Annotated in this window: 20 protein-coding genes; 13 read left to right on the top strand and 7 right to left on the bottom strand. The window is 45.1% G+C overall.

Annotation, left to right across the window (positions count from 1 at the left end; translation table 11 throughout):
- Positions 1-6: 6 nt before the first annotated feature.
- The 4 genes from L4D19_RS02905 to L4D19_RS02890 all read left to right on the top strand — a co-directional run bounded on the left by L4D19_RS02905 (position 7) and on the right by L4D19_RS02890 (position 6,150).
- Positions 7-2,415: an ABC transporter permease gene (locus tag L4D19_RS02905; RefSeq protein ID WP_428451107.1), complete on the top strand. Its 2,409-nt coding sequence runs from the start codon at positions 7-9 to the stop codon at positions 2,413-2,415.
- 29 nt (positions 2,416-2,444) lie between these two features.
- Entirely contained in the window at positions 2,445-3,824 is a 1,380-nt protein-coding gene (locus L4D19_RS02900) for a sigma-54-dependent transcriptional regulator (protein WP_428451106.1), read from the top strand.
- Positions 3,825-5,129 (top strand): sensor histidine kinase, encoded by a 1,305-nt coding sequence (locus L4D19_RS02895; protein ID WP_428451105.1) that lies wholly within the window; start codon positions 3,825-3,827, stop codon positions 5,127-5,129.
- Positions 5,130-5,343: 214 nt separating this feature from the next.
- The gene (locus tag L4D19_RS02890) at positions 5,344-6,150 is read left to right on the top strand and encodes an SDR family NAD(P)-dependent oxidoreductase (protein WP_428451104.1); all 807 of its coding nucleotides are present in this window, start codon (positions 5,344-5,346) and stop codon (positions 6,148-6,150) included.
- Here the strand turns inward: L4D19_RS02890 and L4D19_RS02885 are convergent.
- On the bottom strand, positions 6,127-7,044 hold the full coding sequence (locus L4D19_RS02885; protein WP_428451103.1) for a LysR family transcriptional regulator: 918 nt from the start codon (positions 7,042-7,044) through the stop codon (positions 6,127-6,129). The two genes, L4D19_RS02890 and L4D19_RS02885, sit on opposite strands and share 24 nt — an antisense overlap.
- Positions 7,045-7,159: 115 nt before the next feature.
- Here L4D19_RS02885 and L4D19_RS02880 point away from each other — a divergent pair, with 115 nt between their 5' ends.
- Positions 7,160-8,146 (top strand): zinc-dependent alcohol dehydrogenase family protein, encoded by a 987-nt coding sequence (locus L4D19_RS02880; RefSeq protein WP_428451102.1) that lies wholly within the window; start codon positions 7,160-7,162, stop codon positions 8,144-8,146.
- Positions 8,147-8,243: 97 nt separating this feature from the next.
- Here the strand turns inward: L4D19_RS02880 and L4D19_RS02875 are convergent, their stop codons facing one another.
- The 4 genes from L4D19_RS02875 to L4D19_RS02860 all read right to left on the bottom strand — a co-directional run bounded on the left by L4D19_RS02875 (position 8,244) and on the right by L4D19_RS02860 (position 16,464).
- Positions 8,244-10,061, bottom strand: coding sequence for a reverse transcriptase family protein (locus L4D19_RS02875; protein WP_428451101.1), 1,818 nt, complete (start codon positions 10,059-10,061; stop codon positions 8,244-8,246).
- Positions 10,062-10,436: 375 nt separating this feature from the next.
- Positions 10,437-12,080, bottom strand: a complete 1,644-nt coding sequence (locus tag L4D19_RS02870) for a hypothetical protein (protein WP_428451100.1) — start codon at positions 12,078-12,080, stop codon at positions 10,437-10,439.
- A gap of 2 nt (positions 12,081-12,082) precedes the next feature.
- Positions 12,083-15,184 (bottom strand): WGR domain-containing protein, encoded by a 3,102-nt coding sequence (locus L4D19_RS02865; RefSeq protein ID WP_428451099.1) that lies wholly within the window; start codon positions 15,182-15,184, stop codon positions 12,083-12,085.
- A 275-nt stretch (positions 15,185-15,459) separates the two neighbouring features.
- Positions 15,460-16,464, bottom strand: coding sequence for an AraC family transcriptional regulator (locus L4D19_RS02860; protein WP_428451098.1), 1,005 nt, complete (start codon positions 16,462-16,464; stop codon positions 15,460-15,462).
- A gap of 203 nt (positions 16,465-16,667) precedes the next feature.
- On the opposite strand from L4D19_RS02860, the gene L4D19_RS02855 reads away from it, so the two are divergent.
- Positions 16,668-17,744 carry a DUF4331 family protein gene (locus L4D19_RS02855; protein WP_428451097.1) on the top strand — a complete coding sequence of 359 codons (1,077 nt, stop codon included), beginning with the start codon at positions 16,668-16,670 and terminating at the stop codon, positions 17,742-17,744.
- 111 nt (positions 17,745-17,855) lie between these two features.
- Here L4D19_RS02855 and L4D19_RS02850 read toward each other — a convergent pair whose 3' ends face one another.
- Positions 17,856-18,299: a DMT family transporter gene (locus L4D19_RS02850; RefSeq protein ID WP_428451096.1), complete on the bottom strand. Its 444-nt coding sequence runs from the start codon at positions 18,297-18,299 to the stop codon at positions 17,856-17,858.
- Between the two features lie 2 nt (positions 18,300-18,301).
- Positions 18,302-18,766 (bottom strand): DMT family transporter, encoded by a 465-nt coding sequence (locus tag L4D19_RS02845; RefSeq protein WP_428451095.1) that lies wholly within the window; start codon positions 18,764-18,766, stop codon positions 18,302-18,304.
- A gap of 105 nt (positions 18,767-18,871) precedes the next feature.
- Between L4D19_RS02845 and L4D19_RS02840 the strand changes: the two genes are divergently transcribed.
- The 7 genes from L4D19_RS02840 to L4D19_RS02810 all read left to right on the top strand — a co-directional run bounded on the left by L4D19_RS02840 (position 18,872) and on the right by L4D19_RS02810 (position 26,542).
- On the top strand, positions 18,872-19,771 hold the full coding sequence (locus L4D19_RS02840; RefSeq protein WP_428451397.1) for a LysR family transcriptional regulator: 900 nt from the start codon (positions 18,872-18,874) through the stop codon (positions 19,769-19,771).
- Positions 19,772-19,841: 70 nt separating this feature from the next.
- Complete coding sequence (locus tag L4D19_RS02835) at positions 19,842-20,366, top strand: P-loop NTPase family protein (protein ID WP_428451094.1); 525 nt, start codon at positions 19,842-19,844, stop codon at positions 20,364-20,366.
- 830 nt (positions 20,367-21,196) lie between these two features.
- Entirely contained in the window at positions 21,197-23,215 is a 2,019-nt protein-coding gene (locus L4D19_RS02830) for a HAMP domain-containing methyl-accepting chemotaxis protein (RefSeq protein WP_428451093.1), read from the top strand.
- Between the two features lie 86 nt (positions 23,216-23,301).
- The gene (locus L4D19_RS02825; RefSeq protein WP_428451092.1) at positions 23,302-23,808 is read left to right on the top strand and encodes a GNAT family N-acetyltransferase; all 507 of its coding nucleotides are present in this window, start codon (positions 23,302-23,304) and stop codon (positions 23,806-23,808) included.
- A gap of 599 nt (positions 23,809-24,407) precedes the next feature.
- Positions 24,408-24,620: a transcription antiterminator/RNA stability regulator CspE gene (cspE, locus tag L4D19_RS02820; RefSeq protein ID WP_428451091.1), complete on the top strand. Its 213-nt coding sequence runs from the start codon at positions 24,408-24,410 to the stop codon at positions 24,618-24,620.
- Between the two features lie 254 nt (positions 24,621-24,874).
- Entirely contained in the window at positions 24,875-25,087 is a 213-nt protein-coding gene (gene cspE / locus L4D19_RS02815; RefSeq protein WP_005372751.1) for a transcription antiterminator/RNA stability regulator CspE, read from the top strand.
- A 1,197-nt stretch (positions 25,088-26,284) separates the two neighbouring features.
- On the top strand, positions 26,285-26,542 hold the full coding sequence (locus L4D19_RS02810) for a hypothetical protein (RefSeq protein ID WP_428451090.1): 258 nt from the start codon (positions 26,285-26,287) through the stop codon (positions 26,540-26,542).
- The last annotated feature ends 365 nt before the right edge of the window (positions 26,543-26,907 follow it).

The raw sequence follows: 26,907 nt of genomic DNA, 5'->3' as shown, positions 1-26,907 counted from the left end.
TAGAAGATGTGGACTGATTTTAAGTATGCGCTGCGGTTGTTGATGAAAGCGCCGGCGTTTTCGCTGTTTACTTTACTGGTCATGACCGCCGGGCTGGCACTTAGTATATATATGTATTCCTTCATCAATACACTGGCCTTGAAGGCACTGCCTTTTCCTGATAGTGACCAGGTCGTGGTGATAGATCAGCTACAAAACGGGATGCGGCATATAGGTGGGCGGATCCCGGAAGCCGATGCCTTGGAAATCAAGCAACGAAATAATGCGTTCGAGGACTTTGTCCTGTATGCCTACTACCTGGCGAATGTGGATGTGGACGCCAAGGCCCGGCGAAATCATGTTATCGCGATAGAGGCAGATAGCTTTTCGTTCACCGGGGTTAAACCGGTGCTCGGGCGGGTGTTCAACACTCAGGATATGGCGCAGGGAGCAGAACCGGTTGCTGTAATCAGCTATACCATGTGGCAGGAACGCTTTGCCCGGCGGGCTGATGCTATCGGGGAAGTATTGTATGTCGACGGCCATCGAAAGAAAGTCGTCGGTGTGATGCCTGAGGGGTATGAATTTCCGGGGACGGCCGATCTATGGTTGCCTGTTAGTGTCAAATATATCAAGCGTGATAGCGGCTTTACGTTAGCCGGGGTTGCCCGTCTGAAAGACGGTGTGTCGATAGAGGCTGCCAATCAGGATGTGCAACGTATCATGGCGTCACTGGCGATAAAATACCCGGAAACTAACCATGGCACCAGTGCTTATGTCGATACTTTTCAGGTGCAGGCCATTACGCCGCAGATGATGCCGACGGTATGGGCCTTGCTCGGGGTCAGCGTATTGGTCTTGCTCCTTGCGAGCATCAATGTCGGTAGTATGCTGCTGTCGAAATCGGCAGAAAGAGCCAAAGAAATTGCGACTCGAATGGCATTGGGGGCACCACGCTTCAGGTTAATCGGCCAGATGTTGTGGGAGAGCATTATCATCTGTGTGATCAGTGCTGTTTTCGCGCTCTTTATTGCTGCCTGGGCGCTGGATCTGACAACCTCAATAATGGCAAATGCCAGCTTTACTAAACCCATTTACTGGTGGGATTTCAAACTTGATAGCGATACCGTCATTGCGACAGTGGTGGTCGTGATTGTGACTATTTTTATATCGGGGTTCTTGCCGGCCTGGAAAGCAACCAGCCGTGATTTCAATCAAATTCTGCGTGATGGCTCCCGGGGGGCGACCAATCATTATACCGGGCGATTTAGCCGGATACTGGTGAGTATCGAAGTTATCCTGTCGGTGTTTATATTGATTGTTGCCTCTATGTTGATCAGTTACAGCAAGAATGCGGCTGAAACCAGCGCGCGCTTCGATCAAGATAAGATGTTGAGCTTTAACATTTATATGCCGTGGGAAGGTTACGTAGATCCTGGTAAGCGATACCGTTTCCTGAGCAGTGTCGAACGAGAGATAATAGCGTTGCCGCAAGTGAGGAATATTGCGTTGGGCTCGTCGGCGCCCGGTATTTTTTCGTGGGCGAGCACTATCAAAGCAATGGATACCCGGCATGAGCTGGAAAAAGTGCTGGCAAATACCGTGAGCACCAATAACAACTTCTTTGAGTCATTTGGTATTCGGACATTATACGGGCGGTTATTTGATCATCGGGACACTCAAGAGAGCCAGCGTGTTACGGTGATCAGTGATTCATTGGCAAAACAGCTGTGGCCAAAACAATCTCCTCTCGGTAAACAAATCCATCTAATGGACATTGCCGATGATTATGTAGCAACAGTAATAGGCGTGATTTCGCATGTCGACTATGGGTCACCGTATTTGCCAAGTTCACAGCTCGGTTCTATTTACGTACCTAATTCACAATTTTCTACCCTATTTAATTATGCAGTGATTGACTATGATGGGAGCAGCCGAGAGCTGCTTAATAGCATTGATACAATAATGCGTGAGCTTGATGCGAATGTTTCCCTGGCAATGGTCATGCAATATGAACGCTTGCTTGATAAGCAGATTGCCGGAATGGTTTTTGGTGCTAGGTTATTTGTGATATTAGGTGCTGTTGCTTTGTTATTGGCTGCTACGGGTATCTATGGTGTGATGGCAAATAGCATTTCTCAGCGGGTCAGGGAAATAGGTATTCGGCGTGCATTGGGGGCGAGTGAAGGGCAGGTAATTTTGTTCTTTATTCGAAAAAGCTTTATTCAACTACTGATAGGTGTCACGTTAGGGTTAGGCTTGGCCCTGTTTATTTGTTATCAAGTGCTGTATTTATTTGTCGGCTCTATGACGACGATGTCACTGATTTTTATTCTTATACCCAGTCTGATCGCAGTTGTGATTATGATAGCAACAGTAATTCCGGTTAAACGTGCATTAAGGCTAGAGCCAGCAATTGCATTACGTGAAGAATAAGAGTGGAAGTATTTTTCCGAGGAAAAGCTATGACTGAAAAAAAGTTATTAATAGCTGATGATGATGCCGGAATACTTGCTGGCTTACGTATGCTATTAAAGCATCAGGATTATCAGTTAACATTTGCAAATAATATTCAGGAAATTGAATATTTCGTAAAAACAGAGCAATTCGATCTTATTTTGATGGATCTGAATTATGATAAAGATACCACGTCGGGGGAGGAAGGACTGAGCTTGATCCCCTGGCTTAAATCGGTTGATGAAAACCTTGCTATTGTCGTCATGACGGGGTGGGCCAGTATTGAGCTGGCTGTTGCCGCCTTGCAAAAAGGGGCTGGCGACTTTATTGAAAAACCGTGGAACAATGAGCGATTAGTGTCAGTACTGCAGCACCAGTGCCAGCTGATGGATCAAAAGCGCAAGTCGCGTACCCTTGCCGAAGAGAATGAGCTACTAAAGCAAGAGTTAGGGCTAAATTACCCGACGCAGCCTGTGGCCCATTCTGCCGCGATGCAGGCATTGCTATCTCAGATCCATCAGTTGTCAGCGACGGATGCCAGTATATTGTTGTTGGGGGAAAACGGCACCGGAAAAAGTCTGCTGGTTAATTATATTCATCAGCTATCGTCACGCCGGAATGGCTTGCTTGTTTCCGTTAATATGGGCGCCATTAACGAGGGGCTGTTCGAGAGCGAAATGTTCGGCCATAAAAAAGGTGCTTTTACCGATGCCAGGGAAGAGAGAATTGGCCGTTTTGAACTCGCAGATAAAGGAACACTGTTTTTAGATGAAATCGCCAATGTACCGCTCTCGCAGCAGGCGAAATTACTACGCGTGTTAGAGGAACGACAGTTTGAAAAGCTTGGGGCGAGCAAGACGCAGCAAGCTGATTTCAGACTGATCTGCGCGTCAAATGCCGATCTCAATGGCATGGTTGTCAATGGTACCTTCAGACAAGATTTGCTGTATCGGATCAATACGCTTATTTTGAGGCTGCCAAGTCTCAGAGAACGTGTGGAAGATATCCCCGAGCTTTGTCGTCAGTTTATTGCCCAAACGGCGAAAAAGTACAAAAAGCCCAATGCTGAACTCAGTCCTCAGGCCTTGCGGGCATTGCTGGATTATTCATGGCCCGGCAATGTGCGGGAGCTTAGCCATACCATCGAAAGGGCCGTGCTGATTGCCGGTAGTGTGATTGAGCCAGAGCACCTGATGCTGATGGGGGATATTGCCCCTGAGGCCGATAGCGGTTCCCCGGGTTTTGAAGAGATGACACTGAGTGAGATCGAAAAAGATGTGATTGCCCAGCGCTTGAAGTCCAACAAGGGCAATGTGATGGCGGCCTGTCGCTCGTTGGGATTGAGTCGCAGCGCATTCTATCGTCGTTTGGATAAGTTTGGTCTGTAAGTGAAAGAAAATAAAAGCTTTTTCTTTCAATTTGTCTTGGTGCAAACTCTTCTAGCTGCTCCCGGGCTAATCATGCTGCCCTGGTTGTTGTGGAGCTACGCAATCCCCGCGCCGCTCATCGTTATTGCGACGCTGCTCGGTGTTGGGATTGCCTTGTTACTGAGCCGCTCTGTCTATCAGACGCTGAGCAAAAGGCTGAATTCGTACAGCAATCTTTTGTACTCGATGGCAAGAGGGGACTGTACCCACAGAGCCCGATATCAGTATGACGATGAAATGGGACATTTTGCTGAGGCGATTAATGAGCTGGCAGACCGTATTCACCATCAGCAAATGGTCGAGCAATCCACGCCTTTATTGCTGCGAAAGGTGGTGAAAAATATCAATGTGGCAATCATTGCTGTTGATGGCAAGCAGCAAATTACCTGGGCGAACCCGCAGGCTGAACACTTGTTTTCGCTGCCAGAAGGGCTGGTGGGTGAGTCCAGTGTGCAGCTTGGACTGGATACCCTGTTTAAGCAGAATCGCCGTTCGCCGGTTGACTATGCCTTTCCGGCCAAAAGAGGTCGCTGGCAGCTGGTTGATGAGTACTATTACGATCAGGGAAAACGCCAGCAGCTCTTTTTTATCACCGATGTCAGCCTGTTGCTGCGGGAGGAGGAGCTTAAGGCGTGGAAGAATTTACTCAGGGTGCTGAGCCATGAAATTAATAACAGCCTGACACCTATTGCGACCATCAGCGACTTTTTGCGAACCGAAACGGCGCCGTTGGGAGATGAGGACTTGCAAGAGGGGCTGACATTGATCTCCCAACGAGCTAAGGGTTTGGAAGCCTTTATCAAAAGCTATCGTCATGTAACTCATTTGCCTGCTCCTAATAAGGCTGACGTTCAGTTAGAAAAACTGGTGAGAGGATGTATGGTGCTGATGGCGGATAATCGAATTCGGTTGATCACATCCCCCTCGGTTGTCTTGATGCTAGATAGAGTGCAGATTGAGCAGGTTATTATCAATTTGCTCAAGAATGCCCTCGAAGCGGTCTGCAAGCAGCAGGGCGTGGTTACTGTATCGTGGAACAAGGTGACAAACGGTACGGAACTGTTGATTGTCGATAATGGTTGTGGGATCAGTAATCCCGATAACCTATTTGTTCCTTTTTATTCAACGAAAAAGCAAGGTTCCGGCATCGGGTTGCTTTTATGCAGGCAGGTACTGGAAGCCCACCATGCTTGCCTGAGCCTGCAGAATAACACTGATGAAGCAGGCGTGACGGTACGGATTCTCTTTACTGAATCTGTCAGTTAGCAATTTGTACTGTTATGTTATTGAACGTCTAATTATATATAAAACCTTTAAACTGTTTCTTTATTGCCCTTGATTATCAACATAAACAAGTACTGCTAATCTATATCTCAGTTGGCAATGGCTTGCTTTAACCCTGCCTATATGAAGCCTTATGGCGGATTTTCTAAAAACAGCTAGTTATTGTCGTCAATTGAGGAATAGGGAGGAATATAGCATGCAGAAAACTATCCTAGTGACAGGATCGACCGATGGCATCGGGTTTGAAACCGTCAAAATGCTGGTTGAGCAGGGGCATCATGTGCTGTTGCACGGGCGTAATCCGGGCAAACTGAAAGATGCCGAAGACAAGCTAAAGGCGTTACCGGGCAGCGGCAAGATTGACAGCTATGCGTGTGATCTCTCTTCCCTCGCCGATGTTAGCGCTTTTGCCAAGACCATTGCCCTGCATCATCCGAACCTAGATGTTGTTATTAACAATGCGGGCGTGTATAGCACTGCCAACACCGTTACCCAGGATGGGCTGGATGTGCGCTTTGCGGTCAATACCATTGCGCCTTACTTGCTGACACAGCAACTTGCTCCTTTGCTCGGGTCATCGGGCCGGGTTATCAACCTCTCGTCAGCCGCCCAGGCACCGGTGAATACAGAGGCCTTGATTGGTAAAGCACAGCTCACAGACGGTGAAGCCTACGCGCAAAGCAAGCTGGCGCTGACTATGTGGACGCGCAGCATGGCGCAATCGCTTAATGGCGACGGCCCGGTGATTGTTGCCGTCAATCCAGCTTCTATGCTTGGCAGTAAAATGGTCAAAGATGCTTTCGGCGTGGCGGGTGGAGACATCAAGATCGGTGCCGATATCCTCTGCCGTGCCGCTTTGTCAGACGAGTTCGCGACTGCATCCGGGCTGTATTTCGATAATGATATCGGCCGTTTTAGCTCGCCACATCCTGATGCGCTGAATGATCAGAAGTCACAGGATGTTGTCTCTGCGATTGAGTCAGTACTCGACAGAGTTGCCTAGTTGCTGGTCCCAATAGGTTGGATTGCCAAAATAGTCGGCGAAATAGTCGATAAAAGCTCTGACTTTGGGGGCCAACAGTCGTGAACTGGGATACACCGCCCAGAGCGCGGTATCAGACACAAACGGGTACTCTTTGAGTACCTGAACAAGCTCGCCTCGTTGTAAGTGCTTATACACACTCCATGTAGAATTCATTGCGATCCCCAGTCCGTCGACACAGGCATCCCGGATCGCATCACCGTTATCTGACCGAAAACACCCTTTTGTTTTGACATTGATGCGCCCCTGAGGGGTATCAAAGCCCCAGTTTTCAAGACCAATTAGGTTGAGGCATTGGTGATTGCCTAATTCCTGCGGCGAGTCTGGCTGGCCAAATTGGGTGAGATAGTCTGGCGAGGCGCAGATGATCCGGTGATCGGGAGCCAGCTTGCGCGCAATTAAGGTGGAGTCTTTCAGTTCGGAATTACGAATCGCAATATCAAACCCGCCTTCGACCAGATCAACAATCGAATCCGAAAAGCGAAAATCGACCGTCAATCCCGGATAGAGGGACAAAAAGCCTTTCAAGGCTGGGATCAGGTGCATCCGGCCAAACGATGCGGGAGCAGACACTCTCAGGGTACCTGTTGGCGATGCGCTTCCCACTCCTACCGATGCTCTTGCAGCCTCGACACTTGAAAGCACTTCCTCGGCGTGAGGAAGAAAAGCCTCTCCTTCTTCGGTCAGCGAGACTTTTCGGGTAGTGCGATGCACCAGGCGTACCCCGAGTGCCTGCTCAAGCTTATTGATATGCGAACTTGCGACCGCGGGAGATAACCCGAGCTCCTGGCCGGCCAAACTGATGTTGTGGGTTGAGGATAGCCGGACAAATAGCCTTAGGTGCTCAATATTCATCTTTTCTATCTTTGATTATCAATGAAAGCTATAAACTTATTATACCTTTTGCCTGATTATCAACTCTTGGTTCGGTAATTATACTTAACCCGTCAATCAAGCAGAGGGTTTATTCATGAAAGCAATGGTTATTAACAGTTTTGGCGGTCCGGAAGTTTTTGAGCCAGCCGAGCTTCCTACACCAGAAGTCAAACCTGGTCATGTGTTGGTGCGTGTTGCTGCTACCAGCGTCAATACCGTCGATACGATGATCCGCCAAATGGGTAAGGAACTGCCGCTTTCACCCGAACTGCCGGCTGTACTGGGTATGGACTTTGCCGGAACCGTGGAAGCCGTCGGTGAGGGAGTGACCGAGTATGCGGCCGGGGACGAAGTGTATGGTTGTGCTGGTGGCTTGGCCGATCTCCAGGGTAGCCTGGCGGAATACATGCTGGCCGATGCCAAACTGATCGCCCGTAAGCCGAAGAACCTGTCAATGCGCGAAGCGGCTGCACTGCCTCTTGTTGGTATTACTGCCTACGAAGGTTTGATCCGTTCAGGGATCAGCGAAGGCCAGAAAGTGCTTGTTCACGGTGGTGCTGGCGGTGTGGGTCATGTTGCTCTGCAATTGGCAAAGCACTTTGGGGCTGATGTCTACGCGACAGCCGGAAGTGAAAAGCACCTGGCTTTAATCGAAGAGCTAGGCGCACAGGGGATCGATTATAAAACGGAGGCGGTTGCTGATTACGTTGCCAAGTATACGCAAGGTGCCGGCTTTGATGTTGTTTTCGATTCCGTGGGCGGTGCCAATATGGCTAACTCGTTTGAGGCGGCAAGTTTGAATGGGCAGGTCGCAACAACTGTCTCTATGGTGGAGTTGGACTTGTCGGTTGCTCACTTCAAGGGATTATCTTTGCATGTCGTCTTTATGCTTATTCCAATGCTTCACAACTATAAGCGTGAGGAGCACGGTCAAATACTCGCTAAGCTGGCTGAAATTGCAGAGGCCGGAGAACTGCGTCCTGTGTTGGATGACAATGCTTATTCGCTGACTGACGTCGGAAAGGCTCATGCTCGCCTTTCAAGCGGCCTGGCAACCGGTAAGGTAGTTGTTGAGGTTTAGTTCGTCAGTAATGGCTGTTACTGCAAAAACAACTAACAGGCTTACCTTTTTAGGATAAGCCTGTTGGTGCTGGTTATCTGAAAGTATTTGACAATAATTAGGCTAGGTAGAATAAATAACCCAGCAAAACACCAAGCCCTATACTCACTTTTATTTTTAGTGGGGCTCTTAGTAGCAACCCAATAAGTAGTAATGGAGATAGTAATACCAGCTTAACCCAAAAGGTTGTAGTTAGGTTTTGGGGCTCATTGCTATCAGTGTGTTGGCTGAGTTCTGATATTTGGTTACTTGTATTGTTAGAGTTGCCAGCCAGTTGTTTTTTCTGTTCCTCTAGCTGTTTTTTAGTCAGTTCAAGAACCGGAGCCGGTTTTTCCGTCGGTTGCCACCAGTCTTCTCGTGGGGCTTCACCTTTGGCGGCCTTTAGCCTGAACAATCGTTTATTTAGCTCGGTTACTTTTCCTCGAGGGACGGAAATATTGTATTGGCGCTTGAGGTGAATCAGCTTTTTCTGCAGTGGTATTCCTTTTTCGGGATTAACCATAGCCACGAAATTCGCATAGCCTGCCAGGCTTTGAAATAGTTCACCGACACCCCATTGCTTGCCTTCAGGGCCGTCCAATTCAATTTGGCGAATGACTGCTCTGAAGCGTTTAAGTGTTTTCCGATCAACAGATAATCCATCGTTGACGACGACACCGGTTACCTCTTGTTTTTGGTGCCGGCGCATTACCCGGGTTTTATTTGGGTGAAGCTCAAAACCTTCATCCGAGACGATCTGCCGGCATCGCCATAATAGAGACTGGACTTTATCGGTTTCGTTGGCGGAGAAAGTCAGGTCATCTGCATACCGGGTATATGTGAAGCCAAGCTTATCAGCCATGCCCTGGAGTCGAGCGTCTAGGCGTCGACACAGAAGGTTTGTTATAGCCGGGCTGCAAGGTGATCCTTGGGGAAGTACGCGTTCACTTTGTTCAACGTGCCAGGTATTCCCATCCATATCCAGTGCCTGCGTTTCTGCTTTAGTTGCAATCAGCGCAAAAGTAACAGCCAGCTCTTCACTATATCCGAGTTGTTTGAACAGGCCTTTGACTCGTTTATATGTGATAGTTGGAAAGAAGTCCTTTAAATCCAGGTTGATGACGACCTCTTTTTTTGTATGAGGTTGAGCATTAGTGACGATGCTGCGCCCGCTAACAAAACCGTGTGCGGCTGTGTGGGTTGGAAGCTGGTTTAAAATATTGTCGAGTAGCCAGTACTGTGCCCTTTTCATTCGAGGCATCGGAGCTGAAATCAGCCGTTCACCACCGGTTTTCTTACTGATGGTAAAATCCTGATAATGGCTCACAGTCGATACATCTTTTTGGTAGCAGAGGAAACGTAGTTCGCCAGCAGTGATCCCCATGGATTCGGCTACTGCACCGATAGACTGAAAAACAGGCAGATTACGTGATTTCAGTTGAGTCGTTTCAGATGCTTTGTTTTGTAGTCCGCCAGAAACCGCATCACCCAGAAAAGTAAACTCTTGTTTTTGCCTTTCATGCCAGGCCAACGCTTTTTCATATTTATTCTTGTTGCGATGAATACGGGTCTGTTCCCGTTTATCAAGAGCGACTTTTTTGCGCTCTTTATGCATGGCTTTAAGAGCTTCCAGCGGGTTGCTGTAGAGTTGGTTAAGTTGAGTCAGTTCCCTTAGTCTAGCGTGAAGTTTGGCGCGTTTATCAATGAACTGTTCGGTTAAGCCGGGTTTAGACTCATCTTTTTTCCAGAATCCGAGACGTATCATTTCACTCAGAATATATTCGTCTTTACTCGATTTACGAATACGATCATATATTTGTTGGCGAGTTAATTTCGGCGATGGTTCCTGAATCAAATCGTCGTTGTTGTTCTGATTGGTTGAATTTGAATTAAACATAGTTAAGCCCCGCCTGTAGCAGGAATAAAGTGTTCAGTTGGAAAGGGCGTTGGAAGCAGAACTGAGGAAAAGCTGGTAGCGCGGCATAATCCTTCGAAGAGTTCTCAGTACTGGGGCAATCAACTCGATGCCGCACGTTACCCATATCGCTCATTGACTTCTTCGAAGTCATACCGAAATAGCGATATGGGTGACTGTGCGGCCCAGTTAAGATTGCATCAGTGACGCGTGGGTAGCCTTTAAACCAGAATGGTGATCCACCATTCGCGATGCAAGGTTCTATAGCCGCGCTACCATGAGACCGAATTGTACACTTAAGTATCTGTAGTTCAAGGAAAATATTCTTGGTCAGTGAACTCAAACCAGTAATTTGTCTCATTTTAGTCGCTCCCCGGATACTTTTAACCTCAAGGCCAGCATGTGTTCGCATGGACCTTGGCGGAGCTTATTTTGGTGCCAGAAATGGCATTGACACTCTCCGGCAATTAATCGTTGATCCTGGTCGATAGACAGAATGACCTGATGTTCATGGCCGTTGTCTATTATCTCACCGGACATTTGAGTTCCGTTTTTATTTGTTTCTACGTTGTTGACTGATACCAGGTCGGCCTGAACAAAATTGGCTGCTTTCTTTTCCCGTTCATTATCGAATCGAATGTCATCAATACTGATGGGCTCATTGTACAAATGACGAAGGCGGTAGACGTCCAGTTCCATGTCGTACAGGACCTGTCCTGACTGACTGTATAGCGCAAGGGCAGACTTTACCGTGCTGATGTCTAAGCTCAGCCGAGTCGATAGGCTGAGTGCACTCTCGTAGTGGTTTTCTTCAAGAGCGGAGAGAACTTGTTGGCAGGTGCTCTGGTCAACACTTTCTCTTGGTGCCAGAAGGTCGAAATTACCCGCTTGAGACCAGTCATTAGCACTCCAGCCGGACAATCCGAGAGTGAAGGACATGGTATCCATGTTGGCAGTGTAGAACGACGGCAGGCCGTCACCCATCAGAAATACATCAAAAGAATTTGCAATAGGAAGTAGTCGTTCCAGAATCAGCAGCCTGCGGCGTCCCCATACTCGGATTGAGCGCTCTGTTTCTCCCTGATAGATGGAGCGGTCGAAACGAATAATTTCATTCCATGGCTCCATCACAACCCGGATCGGTTGCCCGGGGATGAGCTCAAAACGCATAGACCGCGGTCCTACTCGTTCCTTATTGCATTTCAGATGTAGGCAGAGGTTATGGATATCCATGGGTTGTAAACGCAGTTTAACCATAGGTAATGTCATGGCTGAGCTGACCTGAAGGAATCCTCTAACCCAGCTTTCCGGCAGGTCAATTTTCTTTTCGTCGAACACCTCGTGACCAGAAGTCTGGACATTAAAGCCCTCCGGATCAATTTTCAGGAAGGTAGTGCGATAGTCACGAATTTTTTGGAATTCATTGTAAAGACCTGCAGAATAATCAATGTTGGTTGTACCGTAGGCCTGTTCTGAGATGTTTTCAAAAACGTCATATTGGCAGCTTAGTTTGCCATAGCTCGATTCATCCTCCGAGAAGCACTCAAAAAAGACCTGATCCGGGTGAACGGTAATAACAGGATCCAGTACATACCAGGCATCAATGTCGTTTTTGTAAAGGTATTTGAAGTATTGGGCCTGTGCTTTGTAGTAAGGGCCCATGACGTCATTGGCGATTTTGCCCATGCTGGCCAGTTCAGCTTTGACCTCTTCCAGTTCTTTTTGTACGTGACCGGACTGGCTGACAAATTCTGCCAGTAGTCTTTGCTCTTCAGCTTCTAACCAGCGTTCGTAATCATCACGGTTTCTGGGCTGAAATCGCAAGTCAGAAATTACGACATTATGCAGGCATGACATTGCTTCACGAAAACGTCGTTTGTCTTTTAGTTCGCCGATAAAGTAGGTTGGCGAGCGCGACATATCCGGAGCGAAAGACATATCGGTTTGCTTGCTGCCTGAATTAACCTGGGACTTGTTAGCGTAACGATAGGTGACTTCCATGTTTATTCCTCAACCCCGGTCAGTGTTTTTCTCTGTCTTGATTTACATTTCACCGATTTCTTTGTGATCGGCAGGAAAAGGTTTTGATGATGGCTTTTCAGGTTCAACATGAGCTTGATGTATGCTGCTTTGTCTTTTTTTACAGATGTCAGAGACATTCGGGTAAGGAGGTCACAGACCATATCGAGCGTTTTCTTGCTGGTATGAGCCTGTTCTTGAAGGAAGCGGATCACTCGATCTTTGGCTGTTCTTCCACTGTTGACACGGGAGAGTACAGAGAGGCAATAAGGCTTTAGAGCCAGAATCACAGCTTCGTCACCGGCTGCATATTGCGGCAGAAACTGGCTGACAAACAGTTCAACGTCTGGCGAAGGGTGTTGACTGAGCCACAACAGGTACTGTTTCCCGTCTCCGTCATTGAAGTAGGTTTGGATTAGCTCACGGCCAAATCGCTGAACCGGTTCAAGGACACTGTCACATATTGCGACAATTTGATCTGCTTGCCAGTTGTCCTTGTCCATATACCGGTGGCAAAATTCAAAAGCATAGGTTTGAGTATCGGGCCATGGACTCTCCATTACAGAAAGAATTCTATCCATCTGAGCGATCAGTTCAGCAGGATTTTGGTTGAAATAGCTTCTTGCTGATTCACGTAATCGTACAGTAGGGCTTGATAGCAGCAAAAGCCATTGTGCAGGTAAGAACTGTGCACCTGAGTTTAATACGGCTCCCGAGGTATGGGAGTTAAGATATTCTGCAGCCAGTGAGTGCGCTATTTCTGAACGTGCTGATGCCAGTCGCCATATTGCTTCAGAGTCATTGTCAGAGATTTCCCTTTCAAAACATTGTGTCAGTAATGTTATCAGTTTTTGCTGAAGAGACTGTTCCAGCTCTTTTGAATGGAGAAGGTTAATTATATGGTTAAATACTTTTTCGCGATTCTGTGCATGTGATATTACGGCTTCGGTCAGCACACCAATGATTGCAGCCTGTTTTTGAGCTGAGCATTTGATCAGGATCTTCAGTAGATAATCCAGTTTGGTTGTCAGATCTTCAGGTTTCAATTTCTTGAACAACAAAATACTGTAAGACTGAATCTCTTTGGATGGTGATGAGTTAATAGCATCAAGTGTATCATTTGAAATATGGTTGTAACTTATCGGCATTGCATCCAATAGTTTGCAACCCAGTAATACTTTTACCTGAGATGGGGATTGGATTAATTGTTCTACCGGCTCTAAAGCAAGTCGATGCATCGAAGTGCCGCAGTGTTTGATTAACCATTTGTAAACCCAGTTTAATTCTTTGTGGTTGTCCAGTTCATGTGTTTGGAAAGCTTCAATCGCATCAGCCAGTAGTTTCGGTTGATCTAACAAATGCAGTTTGGTTGTGGCCTCTGAACTGTTTAGCCAGTTACGCAGTTTTTCGTTGTCAATACACAACAATTGAGCGAGTAACCAGGTCGAAGAGTGTAAGTCATTAATTTTATTTAACTGCTCAATGGCAAATTCGATGACTTCAATAACTGTGCTGGAGAGCAGCTTGATGATATGGTCTGCGGTTAGTACAGACTGCTTCGATTTTAGTTGCTGAAGCGCAAGATGCTGAGACATTTCGAACGGTTTGAGCAGAAGCTGTATGAGGCTGTCCGTTGGTAGGGCATCACAGAAGTCCGAATTGTCTTCCAGCGCACGAATAGCGAAATCTGAGACAGGAGCGCAATTTGTTGCAACTGCGATTCTCAGCAGAGATTGAGGTTCATTGTCCCAAAGGTGCGAGAAGGCTTCGCCGCGGCCATTAAATTCCACATCGGGACTGTAATTCCAGATGCCACGACGGTTTTTGCAGTACCCCGGGTGATTAGAACGGATAATGCTGTTTAGTGCCGAACAATGGGCATATTCGTCATAATGGCGAATACGACTGAGCTGCTGTCGCCATTGATCATCATACTCATAATCGTGGAAAACACCGGGCTTTTTGGCATCTTGTTCGGAATATTTAAGCAGGGTTTGCTCTGCCATCTGAATGTACCGATCGCTTTCCGTAACACCAAGCTGTTTTAGTGTGCGCCAGAATCGTGCGATAAAATAGCGGTGTGTATTATGAGAATGAGCCAGGCGGGCATTGTCCGATGTTAGCTCTTTCTGAACATCAAGCCTGCCTACTCCCGGGGCATAAATGTGGTCCCAATCTCTGAAGAAATGAGGGCGGCTGGCTTCAAAGTGAATGTTTAGTAAAGTGTAAATTTCGGTATCTAAACGGAATTCACTCATTTTTATCAAATAGCGCAGGCCTTTAAATGCTCCTGGAGCAAAAGGGATATCAGGAAGTACACTAATGAGTGTTTCTCTGATTGACGGTTCAAAAAGAGACTGAAGATAAGCATCTTTTAGTAAAGAGTTAATTTGATGCTTCCCTTTTGAACGGCGATGAGAAATGCGGAATTTAGCGATTTCTTCTTTGATGAGTTCGGGAGTTAAAAGGCAGTCACAGCCGAAGAGTTTTAAATATATATTTCTACGCTGAATCGGCTCAGCTAGCGCAAGAATCACTTCTCTGGCAAGGTTGACTATTACCTGATTAGCGTCGCTCAGAAAGGGAGCTACATCAGGAATATTCTTATCGGAGCCAATACGCCCCAGAACCCACAAAATACTGTAGTCATATTGCCAAATATTGTGACCAAGATAACCGGAAATCAGAGCTGCTGCATCAGGATTTTTTTCCGGTGGTAGCCGCCAAATCTGCCGGGCGCGATCGCTTTCGTTTTTCTCGATTTTTATGCGATTAATCAGGCTGATAGCTGACTCATGGGTGGAGGTTGTCGACAGGCTTACAGGAGCCTTGGATGTTCCTGACTCTTTATAACCTTTATTGATTTTGGAAACGACAACAGAGTTAAATAGCTTGATTGCACGTTCTTTATTTACTGGCTGAGGGGTCTTAGTACCTTCTCTGAGGTTGTTTCCTCTGCGGCCATATCTGAAGTTAACCAGGTATTTGTCTTCAGTGAGACTGGTTGTTTTAACCAAATCGACTTCATAGACCTTATCTGAGTTTCCTTCTTGGAAATACAATTGTGACTTCCTGATGAGTTTCATTATCTCGTCTCATTAGACTTGCTGTGACTGGCACACTTTAACATAAATATCAGTGGTTTAATTTGGTTTGAAAGTGGAATTTTGAGGTGTGACAAAAAAAGAAGAGCTGCACTTTGATAGCTGGTTTATCTCGGCTCACTCATACGTGCTAAACGATCAGAAATCCCAAGAAATCATTTAAGTGAACGTAGTTTTATAAATTATATAACGGGTTTTTCATGTTATTGTTGATAGAAAATGAAGAGATAAAAACGCTATATTTTAATTAATTATTTTTAAATAGGGTGGGGGCGACTTGAGTGTTTTTTGCGCACTTGTCCGGGGCTGGTGCCCATAATTTTCTTGAATGCCTTGCCAAACGAAGCCTCGGATTTATAGCCTACTTGCTCGGCTATGCTAAGCATTGATTCGTTATTTTCGGTAAGAAGTGCATAAGCAATGTGCATTCGCCATTGGCTTAGATATGCCAATGGCGTCATTCCTACGGTGGCCTGAAAATGATTGGCGAAAGCCGTACGAGACATAGATACAGCCCGTCCCAGCGCTTCAACTGTCCAGGGTTTTGATGGCTGTTTGTGGATCAGGCTCAGAGCACGGCTGAGGCGATCATCGGCCAGCGCCTGTAAGTATCCGGGGGGGCTGGATTGGTTACGCATTTGCCATCGAAGCAGTTGGATAATGAGGACTTCAGTAAGGCGATCCACCATTACCTCGCTTCCGGGCTGCAGGGTACGGGATTCATAGGCGAGTGTTTTTACCAGGCTATTGAGCCAATCGAGCTTAGGATCGTCACCGGATTTAACATGAAGCATGGATGGCATATCCCGCAATAAAGGCAGATACGTTTGCTTTCTGTATTGAAAATAGCCACAAAGCAGGGTCACAACACTTTGTCCGTCAGAATACGGGTTTGTATTGTGACGAATCATCTCTAACAGATCCCGGCCGGAAGTCGTACGGCTGTCTGGCTGCTCGCTTATTTGGTGCGGTGTTCCTGTGGGGAAGGCAATAATATCGCCAGCAGACAGAAAAATGGGGTCGTTTTGTTCCGGTATTGTCAGCCAGGCACTTCCGCGAATCACGGCATGGAAGATCCCGCAATCAGCCTGGGGTTCATCAATTCCCCAGGGCGAAGAAAAATCTACGCAGTAGTAGCTGCCGGCAAAGAGCCGTATAGCCCGCAGGACATCGGACAACACATCAATACATGGCCCTTCTTCTACACTGACACTGACACTGAGACTGTTTTCGTCTTTGTGGCCGGGATTATTGTGGGACATCCTAACCTCATTATTTGTATTAAAAGTTCATTCGAAATGTACGATCTGACATAAAAGTCGAATTAAATATCATGGTTAGGACTGATAAATCCTCAATACTTTATTTTATGTCATCAGAAAAACACTGTCGTTGTGAGCCGGTGTTTTCGCGCCAAGTTGAATTGTTTATCTGTTTGCTCAAACAGTAAGAAGAGGAAGATAATATGTCCGTTTATATAAACAAATTCAAAGCCGTAGTATTCACGAGTGTGCTTGTTTTATTATCAGGTTTTGCCGTCCTATCTGCCCCTGTAATCGCCAGCCACCACTTTGAGACTGATCTGTCAAGAGAGTATCCCCAGTTCGATCTCACCGATATGTTTGTCTTTAACGCTGAACAAAGTGGCTATACCGCTTTTATGATGAATATCAATCCGACAACGGCTAAAGATGGCAAAGCGGCTTTTGGCGAGAATGGGATATATAGCTTTCATATTGCGAGCAGCAAAGATCTTAAATCCGGCGGATTGACAATTACTGCCTATCTTGAGAGTGGCAAATTGATTTTTGGTCTTGCTGAGGGAGCTAACCAGGCCATTGGAACCAAAGGTCAGACGATTGGAGCGGCTGGTGTCGGAAAGGAATCAAGGTTTGATAATGGAATGCGTGTCTGGTCGGGAACTGCGCGTGATACTTTTGTCGGAAACTCTGAAGGTATTATCGGATTTATGACCAAACTGCTTGGTGAAGGCAAGTTCGATTTGTCGACGTTTAGTAAGGGTGTCGATTTATTCAAAGACTTCCAAAGCAGTGTGATTGTTGTCGAAGTTCCAAACAAGATGCTGCCAGAGACTATCTATGTTTACGCCAGTAGTGCCATGTACAACACCGATCAATGGGTGCAGGTAAACAGACTTGCTCATCCTCTGGTTACCCATATGTTTATGGCTAACAATAAAATGGAAGTGTCTGAGCATATTCAGCATCGTCCGGATTCTGATTTAACGCGCGCTTACGCTATCTCAGGTACAGTGCTGCGTGCTGTTGTGCTGGATAATAAGTTGCCAGCGCCGGTTGCTTACGCAGACTCTGTCGCAGCTAAGTTATTACCGGATATGATCCCTTATAAAGTGGGTAGTGAAGCGGCTTACACCTTCAAATCGATCAATGGTCGTAAGCCAAACGATGATGCAATGGATGCCGTATTAAGCCTGTTTGTTGGCAGGGAAATTACCGACAATGCTAATACTTTCGATCGTCATCCGAAGGCATTTCCATATGTAGTTCGAGTGAAAAAATAATCTATAGCGGGGGCGATAATCAATTATGACGCACTCAATATGGGTATTGTAATCGCGCGTGAAATAAAGCGGGGGAGATTATGATTGGCATAACTCCTCGCTTTGTATTGGTTAGATCGCCTTGCTCTTAATGCCCGGAATGTTACCGAACTTGGCTACGACAACCCCGGCCAATATAAACATGACGCCAGCCACCTGTGTGAGATCGGCACCATGGCTGACAGCCTCCCAGATAACACCTGTGATTAATTGCCCTCCGATGACCAGCAACGCGGTCAGTGTGGCTCCTACCCTTGTTAATACATAGCTGTTGAGCGCGACGAACAAAGCGCCGATCACACCGCCAAGCCAGGTGGCTGCAGCTGCATTTGCTAACGACCCAACCGGTTCGGAGGCGGTGAAATAAACCACAAAGCTGAGAAAAATAAAGCCCACCGCATGGTTCCAGAGCGAGGCGGTAAAGGCATTGGCGTCTTGGCTGAGCCTCCCATTCAAGATCCTGCAGAAGCTGATGCAACAGCCGTTTAATAGTGCGAGAACAATTATTGTTGTCATTATTATCCCCTACCGAATAACGTCAAAAGGCAGCCAGTCGCCATGAGCCCCAGTGTTATGCCGTCAGTGAGCGTAAATGGACGCTTGGTTAACCCAAACAGGCCAAAGCCGTCACAGACAAGACCGAACAACACCTGACCCGCCATAATGAGTGCCAGTGAGCCTGATAGCCCGAGCGGACTGTTGACTGTGATTGCTGCCAGAACCACAGTAAATGCACCCGGTATGCCGCCCAGATAGGCCCAGAAAGGCGTCCCGACTTTTGGCAATATAGTTAGCTTTTTTCCAGCTAATAAAGAGGCTGTTATTAATACGAGCAAGGACGTTATCGCGCCTATGCCATGAGCAAACCATGAGGCTAGTACAGGGGAACTGTACGCTGCAAGTTCACTGTTGATAGCTATCATGCTGGCGAGTGTTACCCCGCCTGCAAGCGCCAGAGATAAGTTAAGTGGATGAGCCTTCATGTTTTTTCCAACGAATGTTTGTTGGCGAGTAATATATTTAGTTTCCCTGTTGTTGATAACCCGCTATATTTTGAACTCTTTGTTTCTCTCAAGTTGACGGTGGTAATGGATACTTTTTCTACAATACCTGTTTTTACGGCAGTGGTTGAATTGGGCAGCTTTTCCGAGGCAAGCCGTCAGTTAGGGATCACCAAGTCGGCAGTGAGTAAGCGGATTAGCACGCTGGAGGCCTATCTTGGCGTTAAGCTTATCCAACGGACAACGCGCAAGCTCAGCCTGACCGAAGCCGGAGAGCAATACTACAGCTATATCCAAAAGGCCAAGGTACTGGTCAATGAAGGAGAGGATGCGATCAGCAGCCTGCAGGGATCGCCGAAAGGGCATTTGAAGGTCAGTATTCCCATGGTATTCGGCCAACGCCATATTGCGCCTCTGCTCGGTGAGTTCTTGCGCCGATACCCGGACATTAAATTAAGCTTGTCGCTGGATGACAGGCTGGTTGATTTGGTGGAAGAGGGACTGGACATGGTACTGCGGATTGGGGCCTTGTCGGATTCGAACCTGATAGCCCGCAAGCTGTCGCCGTGCCGCAGTGTGGTCTGCGCGTCACCGGGATACCTGGAAATAAATGGTACGCCCGAAACCCTGGCCGAGCTCAAACAGCATAACTGTTTATATTACTCCTACTTCAGGGCTGGCATGGAGTGGGTCTTTGATGGCCCAAATGGCTTAGAGCGTATCAAGCCAGAGGGCAATATCCAGGTTAACAACAGCGAGGTGCTCAAGCAGCTGATGCTCGATGATGTGGGGATCTGCCAAATGCCGCTTTTTCTGGTTGAATCTGAATTAGCCAGCGGTAAGCTGGTACCGATTCTGGAACAGTACCATCTGCCTGAGCACGGTATTTATGCGGTTTACCCGCAAAAGGCATTTATGCCAGCCAAGCTAAAGGTCTTCCTGGATTTTCTGGAACAAAAATTGAGCCTGAAAAACCAAAGTTGGTAAACACAATAATAGGGTTAAGCAGACGGCAGTTGAGCCGCCTGTTTGGTTGAGTGAATCGTTGGGTATAAGCATGAAAAGAGTATTAGTTATTGGTAATTCTGGTTCGGGGAAGAGTTGGTTGTCGTCCCGTTTGTCATCATTATTGCAAGTCAAAGAAGTGAATCTCGATAGCGTTGTGTGGGAGCCGGGAGGGTATAACCAAAAACGTTCCCAAGCGTCGATAGACCTTGAGCTAGATAAGATTTCCGCGCAATCGAGCTGGGTTGTCGAAGGTGTATTTGGCGCATTAGCTGATCAATTAGTCCCTGTAGCCGATACGCTAATCTTTTTGGATATTGAATGGTCTGTGTGCAAGCAATCGCTGTTATTGAGAGGCTCGGAGAGTTCAAAACAGCTGGATAGCGAATTAGCGGAAAAGAATTTCCAGGAGTTGCTAAAGTGGGCGTCGGAATACGGTTTGCGATCATCTAAGAGTTCACATCAATATCATAGTCATCTGTTCGCAGGATTTACGGGGGATAAAATCTATTTGTCTACCCGCGATGAGGTAAATGCTTTTGTTGTCTCAGCAAGCAGTATGCAGAATCACTCTTGATGAGCTGCCAGCCTATTAGTTGAATGTGATAGCTATTAATTCGATCAATAGGTTGTGGCTGTATGATTCTTGAAGTGATTGGGTCTAGGAGAAGAAACATCTAGTTTTTGTAAACATTAATGAATGTGAGGTCATTTATGATGTTGTAGAGATTAAATATGACTCTTTGATATACTTAACACTAATACAGATATAAACAAATCAACCTTTATAAAAGGGAAATTTTCATACTCAACACAAATGCAATTGTGTTCATATTGGTTGTGTTGTACAAAAAAGTCATACAGAATTGTTTTTCTTCATGAGACCTATTTTTATAAATATAAATCATGATCAATGTCACTAAAACAAAAAATAAATTAAATATATCTATAGGTATATATGTTGTAAATAGAATTACGGATCTCATTTATAAGTGATGATTTATCTGGATATTAGACTGGTAAGAAAGTAAAGCTATCTTGCTATTGATTTTATGTTGTTGTTTTATAGGTATTTTTTTTGGTGTTTTTCTATGGTTACTCGCCGACACTTTGCTGTCATGACTAGCTTATCATTTACTTTTTTATAGCTGATTAATATCATTTTCTAGTCGATATCCTAACTGTTGTAGGTAAAATATAGAGCCTGGCAGATGAATATGTCGTATTTATCGAGCTGCAATTGATTGTTGATAACTTATTAAGTCTAATGGAATCATTCAATTTCTATTAAGGGGAATTTGACCCACAATTATTGTGGGATATTTGCTCTAATTATGTGCTAGGTTTTATGTATGAGTTGTTAGACTCTGAAAAATATAATGGATGAGAAAAGCAATGGAGTGAAATATGCGATGGAGCCTGAGTCATAAGTTATTGGCAGGATTTACGGTAGTTTTACTATTGTTCATCATTAATACTGTAATCATTAACTGGTCTATTGAAAAGTCCCAGCAACGTGTAAATAGCTTAGTACAGTTGCGAGTGCCGACAGTTATAAGCGGGAAAGATCTGGTAAATGGTATTAACTCCTCCTTGGCTGCACTTCGTGGTTATATGATTTTGGGAGCCGATCCAGTCAAAGCTGAACAAATGAAACAAGATAGAGCACAGGCCTGGCAACAGATTGAAACGGCTATGGTCGAGTATGAAGCAATTTCAGGAAGCTGGACCGATCCTGAGAATATCGAGCGCTTCAATAAACTTAAGGTGCTGGTAGCAGGGTTTCGACAAGCGCAGCAGCAGGTCGAAGCGATATCCCATACCAATGAAAATATACTTTCCTACAATATCTTACTGACGGAGGCTGCGCCTTTGGCTGAAAAGATGATGACGGCATTAAACACCATCATTGATAAGGAAGAATCTCTGCCGGCTACTCCTGAACGTAAACAATTGCTCAAATATTTAGCAGATACCCGTGGTAGCTTTGCGATTGGACTTGCCAACATCCGTGCTTACCTCCTTTCTGGTGATAGCCAGTTTCAACTGAAGTTTGAATCATCATGGCAGCTTAACAGCCAGCGCATTAGGCAGATTAATGAGATGCAATACCTGTTGAGTACAGAACAAACTCGATATTGGCAGCAATTTACTAAAGATCATGGTTTATTTGCAGAACTGCCGAATCGTATGTTTCTTGCTCGTAGTGCTAAGGATTGGAATACGGCTAATTATTGGCTAGCTACCCGTGCAGCCCCGAAAGCTGCAGAAATCAAAGATATTCAGGCAGAAATGGCGGCTTCACAGCGGCGATTAATGTTGGAAGACCAAGCGCTGTTGGAGGGAAGCCTGACCGATGTACAAAAAGTTGCGTTGCTTAGCTGCATCATATCAGTGATTTTGGGCGTGGCTATTTCTCTTTCACTTGCCCGGAACATTAGCCGCCGTCTTTATCTAATACTCACTCGCGCCAATGCCATTGCCAGTGGAGATATTAGCGCCAAGACGATTGAGGTACAGGGGCATGATGAATTGGCGCAGTTGACTCTGGCCATCAACGGAATGTCTGGCTCTCTGCGCCAAGTTGTCACTAACACAACCCATACAATCGATGATGTGTCTGAGGGGGTACAAGAAATATATACTGTGAATGAAGGAATGAAGAGCAATATTCACGAGCAGAGTGAGCAGATTGTTGCGGTTGTAACGGCAGTGGAAGAGCTAACCACCTCGATACAGGATGTGGCTCGTAATATACAAGAGTCATCACTAAGTACGACTAGCGCGCTCAAAGAGGCTAGGGCCGGAGGAGAAACAGTAGAACAACTCCAAACCAGCATGCAGGGTGTACATCGGGCCTTTACAGAAGGCGCTGATGCGGTCAATGCCCTAGGTGTACGTGGCGAGGAGGTCCAAAGTATTATCCAGGTGATCAAGGGAATTGCTGATCAAACAAATTTACTGGCCTTGAACGCAGCGATTGAAGCTGCAAGGGCCGGTGAGCAGGGACGCGGTTTTTCTGTGGTTGCAGACGAAGTTCGTCAGCTTGCAAAACGTACCGCCGAAGCGACGGAGGAAGTGACACAGTCTGTTCTGGCTATTAAGACTAGTACTCAGCAGGCCGTAACTGTTATGACCGAAGGCCAACAAGAGGTCGTCACGAACGGAAGATTAACGGAAGAAACCGCAGTCGTGCTGAAAAGCATTATTGCCAGTGCCGTTGATATTGATCGGAATATCCAGACGATAGCGGTAACTACTGAGCAGCAGTCACAAGTCAGCAATGAAGTTGCTGAAAATGTTAGCCTTGTTTCTGACGCGGCACAAAGAACGCAAGAAGGGATGGTTGAAGTCGTCAATACGGCCAACAACGTACTTGAAGAATCGCGAAATAAAGCTCAGGAGCTGAGGAAGATGTTGGCATAAGTAGATATATGATAATTGAGGCTTGTAACGGGTAAGTAGCCGCATCGAGCAGCTCATAACAAGGTTCTCAAGAGTGAGGCGTTACAGTGGAAATAACAGAAATAGCATCAGTTACGAATATTGAATATGAGTTGCAATCATTGCTTATTGATAGCGTAGAAAGTGGAGCGTCAGTTGGTTTTTTAAACCCGGTCAAGACAGATGAGATTGTTAGTTATTGGAGTGCTGTTACTAGCGATTTAACATCATCTTCTCGCAAACTATTTGTCGCAATGGAAAATGGACAAGTTCTTGGCTCTGTGCAGTTATCTCTTTGCCACAAAGCAAATGGCTCGCACCGTGGTGAAGTGGAAAAGCTTATGGTGAGAACAACGGCTAGAGGGCGTGGCATCAGCAAAAAACTGATGTCATTTATGGAAAGTGTTAGCAAAGAGTTAGGTCTGTCATTGTTGGTGCTCGATACTCGTTTAGGTGATGTTGCTGCTGAGTTGTATCGGAAAATTGGCTACATTGAAGCAGGCCAAATTCCAAAGTTTGCAAGGAGTTCATCTGGAGAGCTAGAAACTACAGTGTATTTCTACAAACAGCTGTAATTTTGCATACTCTGTAAACCTTGAATAAAACAACGACAGGACTCTAGTGCATTAAGACTTGGTCGAACTTTAAAAGGGCTCAAGTTGAGCACCTAGGGGGGAAATTGGTAAGTGAATAGTCTAACTCGGAAATGTCCCGGTGTCGGAGAGCGAACCGCTATCAAGGTTTTGCACCTTTATGTTAGTGCTAAAGCTCATTCACAGCCTGTTAATGCTGATTCTAGAGTAGGGAAATTAGGGAGCTTCCGATTACAGATTGTGGATAGCTCAGAATGAATTAGGACGGATTCAGGTTTAACGGGGCAAAAATCACCAAGTAAAGAATAAGCCTTAATTATCAGTTGCTTAAGTGTTGTTAGCTGTGTTTGTTCTAAAAAATAACTTTACATTGTTGTGTTTACACATAATAATGGCGTCGCTCTGTTGTTCAGAGTTATTAATGAAACATCAAGTAAAAGTAAAACCCTCAGAATATCTTCGTAATTGTTGCAATCCTCAGTGTTTCCCTTAGCTTTATCGTCACATTCAATAATTCAAGCTTTCAGCGCATCGCAATTTAACTGCGATAAATTTTATAATGATTAATTAAGGGACGCATAATGTCTAATAAAACAACTGGTCTAGTAAAGTGGTTTAACGAAGAGAAAGGTTTTGGTTTTATTACTCAAGACAACGGCGGTGCTGACGTATTCGTTCACTTCCGCGCTATTGCTTCTGAAGGCTTCAAGACACTGGCTGAAGGCCAGCGAGTATCTTTCGATGTCGAGCAAGGCCAAAAAGGCCCTCAAGCTGCGAATGTAGTTAGTCTATAAGGCCGACAGTTAGGTAGCGGTATGCCGCTGCCTAAGCACCTCTTTAGGGTGTTTAACTAAAAGATACTTTAGTTAAATATCTTATCCTGCTGAAAATGTTATTTGTCATCCGTTTCGTAAAAGAAAACTGTTTATCGCTGCATTCTGTGTTGTTTTATCCGTGTTTCCCTTTGCTTTATTGATAATTAAAAATCTTCATTTCAGCCTATCGCATGTGGCGATAACTTAATGAAATAATATATAAGGGACACATAATGTCTAATAAAACAACTGGCCTAGTAAAGTGGTTTAACGAAGAGAAAGGTTTTGGTTTTATCACTCAAGACAACGGCGGTGCTGACGTATTCGTTCACTTCCGCGCTATTGCTTCTGAAGGTTTCAAGACACTGGCTGAAGGCCAGAAAGTATCTTTCGAAGTTGAGCAAGGCCAGAAAGGTCTGCAAGCAGCTAATGTAGTAGCACTGTAATTTAAAAGGTTTGCGCAAATGGTTTTAGGTTTGCGCCAACTAAACACCATAAATTTCATTTATTCATCGATTAGAAAGTATTAAGTATTCCCAATATTTATTGGTAACTTCTCCTAATACTATATAAACCTCGATAAGTAACCTCCATGTATAAAGCCAATCAACCAGATTTGTAATATTTTACTTCCTACTAATTTAATTGGCAGATAAACATCTTAAGGGTAGCAATGTCTCGTTCAACTGGTCGCAAACGTTTTTGGTTTCGACAAAATAGAAATAAATTAACTTTAGACAAATAATAGGTAGGCATAATATAGTGATAGTTAACTTCAGCATATTCAAAAGCAATTATTCATGGACCTCTGTTATCCATCAATTAAACAGTGATATTTTAACAAGGCATGTCCTTATGAAAGGCAATGTCGATAATGTTGGTGTCAGTTTCTCTTTCTGCGAAGAAACAAGGGAAGGGGCAATTACCAATAATCAAGATGATGTAATTGGCTCATTCTCTATTTCCTCTTAAGAAAAGAATGCTATCGTGATCTCCCTAAAACGTACAGCCAACATGCTTTACCGCTGGAAGTTTGATACCGACACTCATTCTTCCCCCCATAGCTTCAACATAGCGCTTGATAGTAGAAATCTTCACTACCTCGCTGTTTTATCTCCGCAATAGATGGTTGGCTGAACTCCATATTCTTAGCCAACTCAATAAGATGCTTATTGAACTCTAAGTTCTTTCATTAGTATCAACCGTATCGACAGCTTGAATGACAGTAGTAGTCATTGTGCCCTATACAATAAATAGATCTATTCGTGCTCAAAGTAACCATTTTGTCGCTTGGAGAATATGCCTCCTGCACTGCATGTCTTTAGGTGATATAAGACGAAACTTGGCTGAAATAGTATTTCATTTTATGGGCTGCATACGTAGTGAATGCTGAAAATTAGACTCTACCCGATCTCACTCTTAACAAATCGAAATACACTTATTGTATAAAACATCCTGATAGCTAGGAACGTTTTTGAGAGGAAGGGGATTAAGGTATGTACATTAAGCTTAAAGTGCTTTGAGATGGTTTTTCTTATCTAAATCAGCCAAGCTTAGGTAATTAGTCTATCTTAGTTTTGTCCAGAACAGTGATAACGGTAAGATGATTTAGCATGGTATCTTATTCTTGCAGGGTCGAAAAAATGCTACACCAGCAATATGCTTCGGTGAGTCCTCAGCATGATCCTTTACTTATTAAATCGGATCGAGATTTAGCACATCAACTTAAAATTTCAGGTGTTGTTTTTCAGGAATATTGCGAGAAAGCAGCTAACACTAAGCAGGTATTAAACTTTACTGCGTTAAGTATTGATAGTCTGCGTGAGTACGGATTGTATTTAGGTATTTCAGTAAATGATCAAGAATATCAAATGACAACTCAAAATGTAGAATGCCTCTAAAAATTGTGTTGATGAGATTTGACTGTGAATACATTCAAAACCAGAATAATGGACTGCATAATACTTAAGCTTACCTAATGTCTAAAGTTACAAGGTGAAGAATGAACTTATGATACGATGCTTACTCGTGATTTAATTTTTACTTATTTTAAATCAATTGCTTATAGATTGTTTTTTATCGGAGTGATTGTTGGGAAAGGAATGCCTATTCAGTTTTATCGACTAAGTTTCCATTGTTTTATCTTTCTCTAATTTCATTGATTGCATGTATGTTTGGAAATAAATGCTGCGATATTGCTTCACAGTAAAGTATTGTTTCGTTAACACCTTGATTTTAAGATACATTCTAGTTCATTAAAACTCTC

Source organism: Photobacterium kasasachensis (assembly GCF_050336885.1).
Lineage (GTDB): Bacteria > Pseudomonadota > Gammaproteobacteria > Enterobacterales > Vibrionaceae > Photobacterium > Photobacterium kasasachensis.
The sequence above is the reverse complement of the archived record's forward strand: the minus strand, read 5'-3'. Positions and strand labels throughout refer to the sequence as shown.